This is a genomic window from Kitasatospora sp. NPDC091257 (genome assembly GCF_044757675.1).
GTDB classification, from domain to species: Bacteria; Actinomycetota; Actinomycetes; order Streptomycetales; family Streptomycetaceae; genus Kitasatospora; species Kitasatospora lactacystinica.
This window is the reverse complement of the sequence record NZ_JBIVVI010000636.1, coordinates 1-5295: the sequence shown is the minus strand read 5'-3', so window position 1 is coordinate 5295 and position 5295 is coordinate 1. Positions and strand designations below refer to the sequence as shown.

Sequence of the window (5295 nt, the reverse complement as noted above, 5' to 3'; positions counted from 1 at the left end):
CCTGGCTCCTCACCCGCCTCACCCGCCTCACCCACCGCCCCCACCGCCCCGGGCCCGCGCCTCCGGCCCGCCGCCACGCTGGCGACCACCGCGGCGGCGACCGCCCTGACCACCGTCGCGTACACCGCCCCCACCGCCTCGCTCGCCGCCACCGCCCAGGCCGCCCACCTGGGCGCCGCCGGCCGCACCTGGATCCTCACCGGCACCCTGGTCGGCATCTCCGCACTGCTGCTCACCGCCGGAAGCGCCGCCGACGACCACGGCCGCAAGCGGGTCTTCACCTTCGGCGTGCTGCTGTTCACGGCCGCCGAGGCGCTGGCCGCACTCGCCCCCGGCGGCGCCGTCTACCTGGCCTCCCGGGTGCTCCTCGGTGTCGCCTCGGCGGCCGTCCTGGCACCCGCGCTCGGCCTGATCGGCCACGCCCACCCGCCCGGGCCCGACCGGATCCGGGCACTCGGCGTCTGGGGCGCGGCGGTCGGCCTCGGCATCGCGGTCGGGCCGGTGTACGGCGCGCTGGTCCAGCAGTGGGCCGGGTGGCGCGCGGTCGGCGGCGGCATCGCGGCGGGCTCGGCCGTGGTGGCCGGCTTCGCCGTCGCCGTCCTCACCGAGTCGCGGGCCGAGCGGCCGCGAGCGCTCGACCCGTACGGGGTGCTCACCCTCGCCGCCGGCACCTCCTGCCTGATCGCCGGGCTGGCCGAGGGCCGCGACGGCTGGGGGCGGCCCACCGCGGTGGCACTGCTGACCGGCGGGGTGCTGCTGCTGGCGGCGTTCGCGGTGGTCGAGGCGAGGGCCCGGGAGCCGATGCTGGACCTCGCCCTGTTCCGCGAGCCCGGCTTCGTCGCGGCCACCGGCGGGGCGCTGTTCACCGGGCTGTCGCTGGTCGGCTTCATGAGCTACCTGCCCACCCTGCTCCAGGGCGTGCTCGGCCTGTCCGGTCCGGCCGCGGCCGGCGTGCTGGCCCTGTGGTCGGGCCTGTCGGTGGTCTCCGCACTCCAGGCCCGCCGCCTGGCCGCCCGGCTGTCCGCCACCACCCAGGTCTCCCTCGGCCTGCTGGTCTGCGGCGCGGGCGAGCTGGGACTGTACGGGCTCGCGCCCGGCTCGTCCTGGCTGCGGCTGGTGCCGGGGCTCGCGGTCGCGGGCGTCGGCAGCGGGGTGCTCAACGCGGCCCTGGCCCGGCTGGCGATCGGCAGCGTCCCGGCGCACCGGGCGGCGATGGGCTCCGGCGCCAACAACACCTCCCGCTACCTGGGTTCGGCCCTCGGCGTGGCGGTCACGGTCGCCGTCACCGGATCCGCCCGGCCCGGCTCGCCCGGCCCCGGGGCGGCGGCCCGCGCCCTGGCGGCGGGCGCCGACCGGGCCGTCCTGGTCGCGGCCGCGCTCTGCCTGGTCGGCACACTGATCGCCCTCGCCGCCCGCGCCGCCGAAGCCCGCTCGGGCGCGGAGACGGACGCCGCACGGCCGGCCCGCCGGCCCACGGCCCTGCGGTGACGCACCGGACGTCGGCCCGGGAGGACGTCCCGAGCGCCCGCTGCCACGGTGAGCGGCCGCCCGGGAGCGCGTGCGAAGATGGCAGTTGCTGGTGGGAACGATCTCCGGACGGTTTCTGGGACGGTTCTCTGGCCATGGTGGACCACTACGCGCAGCGCGCGGGGCAGCCCCGGCAGGACGCCCTGCTGATGGTGCCGATCGCCACTGCGCTGATCGACGCCGACGGACGCATCCTGCACTGGAGCAGTGACGCGGAGGCGCTGCTCGGACACCCGGCGCAGGAGGCGGTGGGTGCCCGGGCCGCGACCCTGCTGACCTCCGACGAGCACCGGCCGGAGGTGCTCCAGCTGTTCCGGCAGATCCTGGCGGGCCGGCCCTGGTCCGGGGTCTTCCCGGTCCGGCACCGGGACGGGCACCTGGTGGACCTGGAGTTCCGCACCCATCCGATCCTCGGCCCCGGCGGCGCCCCGATGGTGCTGGCGGTCGCCTCCGAGGTGACCACGCTGCACCGGCTCCAGGCCGACCTGGCCCTCCTCGACGGGTTCTTCACCCAGTCCCCGGTGGGCATGGCGGTGTTCGACACCGACCTGCGCTTCGTCCGGCTGAACGAGGCGCTGGCGGACGCCAACGGCCTGAGCGTCGAACGCCCGCTGGGCCGACGGCTCACCGAGGTGCTGCCCAGGATCAACGGCCCCGAGTCCGAGGCGGTGATGCGCCGGGTGCTGGAGAGCGGCGAGCCGGTGGTGGACGACCTCGCGCACGGCCGCACCCCGGGCGACCCGGGCCACGACCACGCCTGGTCGGCCTCCTACTTCCGGCTGAGGGACCGCGGCGGCCGGGTGCTCGGGGTGTGCGCGACCGTCATCGACATCACCGAGCGGTTCCACGCCGACGCCCGGGCCGCCCGCGCCCAGGAGCGGCTGTCCCTGCTGGTCGACGCGACCGCCTCGATCGGCACCACGCTGGACCTGCGGCAGACCGCCCGGGAACTGGTCGACGCGATGGTGCCCAGGGTCGCCGACATCAGCGCGGTGTTCGGGCTGGAGGAGCTGGTGGCCGGCCGGAACGTCGAGCCGTCCCCACCGGACGCCCCCTTGCTGGTACGGCGCCTGGCGATCGCCTCCGCCGACAACCAGTACCCGGCCGAGGCGCTGCCGCTGGACGCCGTGTACGAGCTGCCGCCGGACTCCCCGTACGCCCGGGCGCTGACCGGCGGGCGCACGGTGGTGGTGCCGTCCTGGGAGCTGCCGGCGCTGAGCGAGCGCCTCAACGAGAGCCGCCGCCAGGCCTTCATCGGCGACCGCCCGCGCTCGGTGCGGATCACCCCCCTGGTGGCGCGCGGCACGACGCTCGGCATGGTGGTGTACTCGCGGCGCGGCTCGCGGGAGTCCTTCGCGGCGGCCGACATCACGCTCGGCGACGAGCTGGCCTCGCGCGCCGCCGTCGCGATCGACAACGCCCGGCTGTACCTGCGCCAGCACCGGACGGTGCTGGCCCGGCAGCAGGCGCTGCGCGAGGCCAAGGCCGCGCAGGAGCGCCTGGCGCTGGTCAACGTGGCCTCCACCCGGATCGGCACCACGCTCGATCTCGCCCAGACCGCCCAGGAGCTGGCCGAGGTGGCGACGCCGAGGCTGGCCGACACGGTGGTGGTGGAGGTGCTGGAGGAGCTGGTCCGCGGCGAGCGCGAGGCGACCGCCCCGGTGGACGGTTCGGCACTGCTGCGGCGGATGGCCTTCCACTCGGTGCGCGGCTCGACCCTGGCCCCGATCGACCGCACCGGCAACCTGCACCGCTTTCTGCCCGGTTCGCCGTACGCGTGGTGCCTGGCGCACCGCAAGCCGGTGCTGGTGCCGCGGATGGACGAGGAGGGCATGGCCTGGTTCGCCGAGGACCCGGTGCGCCGGGCCGCCGTCCGGGAGCAGAACGTGCAGTCGTTCATGGCGGTCCCGCTGATCGCGCGCGGCACGCCGGTCGGCGTGGCGGGCTTCTACCGCACCCTGGTCGAGCGCCCGTACGAGGAGGCCGACGTGGCGCTGGCCGGGGAGTTGGCGCTGCGGGCGGCCGTCTCGATCGACAACGCGCTGCTGTTCACCCGCGAGCGCGACGCGGCCGCCGCCCGGCAGCGGGCGCTGGACGAGGCGTGGGCCGCCCAGCAGCGGCTGTCGCTGCTGAACGAGGCCAGCAACCGGATCGGCACCACGCTCGATCTGTACCGCACGGCCCGGGAGTTGGTGGAGGTGGTGATCCCGCGCTTCGCCGACTTCGTCACCGTGGACCTGCGCGAGGCGGTGCTCAGCGGCGAGGAACCCGGGGCCGTCCCGGCGGAGGGCCCGGTGCTGATGCGGGCGGTCGCGGTCGGCGACACCGGCTCGGACGGCGCCATGCACGAGGCCGCCGACGGGGTGGGCGAGACCTCGCAGTCGGCCGGCCTGTACGCGCAGAGCCTGCGCACCCGGCGCTCGATCCTGGTCGCCGAGGTGACCGAGGAGGAGCTGCGCCGGATCGTCGCCTCGCCCGACCGGGTGCAGCCGGGCCTGGACGCCGGGGTGCACTCGTACCTGATGGTGCCGCTGGTGGCGCGCGGACACGTGCTGGGCGGCGCGGAGTTCGTCCGCACCCGCAACCCGGCACCGTTCGGCCCGGAGGACCGCTCGCTGGCCGAGGAGCTGGCCGCCCGCACCGCGCTGGCGATCGACAACGCCCGGCTCTACCGCCGCGAGCGGGACACCGCGCTCACCCTCCAGCGCAGTCTGCTGCCGCAGGAGGTGCACCGCACCCTCGGGCTGGACCTCGCCTACCGCTACCTGCCGAGCAGCGTGGTCAGCGAGGTCGGCGGCGACTGGTTCGACGTGGTGCCGCTGTCCTCCGGGCGGGTCGCGCTGATCGTCGGCGACGTGATGGGCCACGGCATCCGGGCCGCCGCCACGATGGGCCAGCTCCGCACGGTGGCAAGGACGTTGATCACCCTGGACCTGGACCCGGCGCGGGTGCTGTACCGGCTGGACGAGGCGACCGCGACGGTCGGCGAGGGCCAGTTCGCCACCTGCGTCTGCGTGGTGTACGACCCGGTGGACCGCCACTGCACCGCGGCCAGCGCCGGGCACCTGCCGCCCGTGGTCGCCGACACCGAGGGGCGGGCGCACCTGGTCGAGCTGCCGTCCGGCATTCCGCTCGGGGTGGGCGGAGTCGCCTTCGAGAACGCCGAGTTCACCCTCCCCGAGGAGGGCATCCTCACGCTCTACACGGACGGCCTGGTCGAGCGCCGGGGCCAGGACCTGGACGAGGGGCTGGAGCTGCTCTGCCGGACCGTCGCCGACCGGCGCGACTCGCTGGAGCAGACCTGCGAGGCCGTCCTGAGCCGGCTCACCGAGACCACCGGCGAGGACGACATCGCCGTCATCATGGCGCAGGTCCGCCCGCGGGGAGCCGACCGGATCGCCACCCTCCCGCTCACCGGGGACCACGCCATGGTCGCCCACTCGCGCCGCTTCACCCGCGAGACGCTGACCGCCTGGGGGCTCGACGCGCTCGCCGACTGGGCCGAACTGCTCACCAGCGAGCTGATCACCAACGCCCTGGTGCACGCCGGATCGCCCACCCAGCTGCGGCTGTACTGCAACCGGGTGCTCACCGTCGAGGTCGCCGACCAGGAGTCCGAGGTGCCGCGGATCCGCCGTGCCCGCAGCGAGGACGAGGGCGGCCGGGGCATCCACCTGGTCAACGAGCTCGCGCACCGCTGGGGCAGCCGCCGGACCAAGGACGGCAAGGTGGTCTGGTTCGAGCTGGAGCTGCCCCCGGGGACCGACC

General features: G+C 75.9%; 2 protein-coding genes. Both read left to right on the top strand.

Translation table 11 applies throughout. From position 1 onward, the window contains the following. On the top strand, window positions 1–1488 hold a 1488-nt coding region (locus tag ACIQOV_RS26150), incomplete at its 5' end, for an MFS transporter (RefSeq protein WP_401052418.1). Between the two features lie 134 nt (window positions 1489–1622). Next, a partial coding sequence (locus ACIQOV_RS26145) for a SpoIIE family protein phosphatase (protein WP_401052415.1) occupies window positions 1623–5295 on the top strand: 3673 nt, incomplete at its 3' end.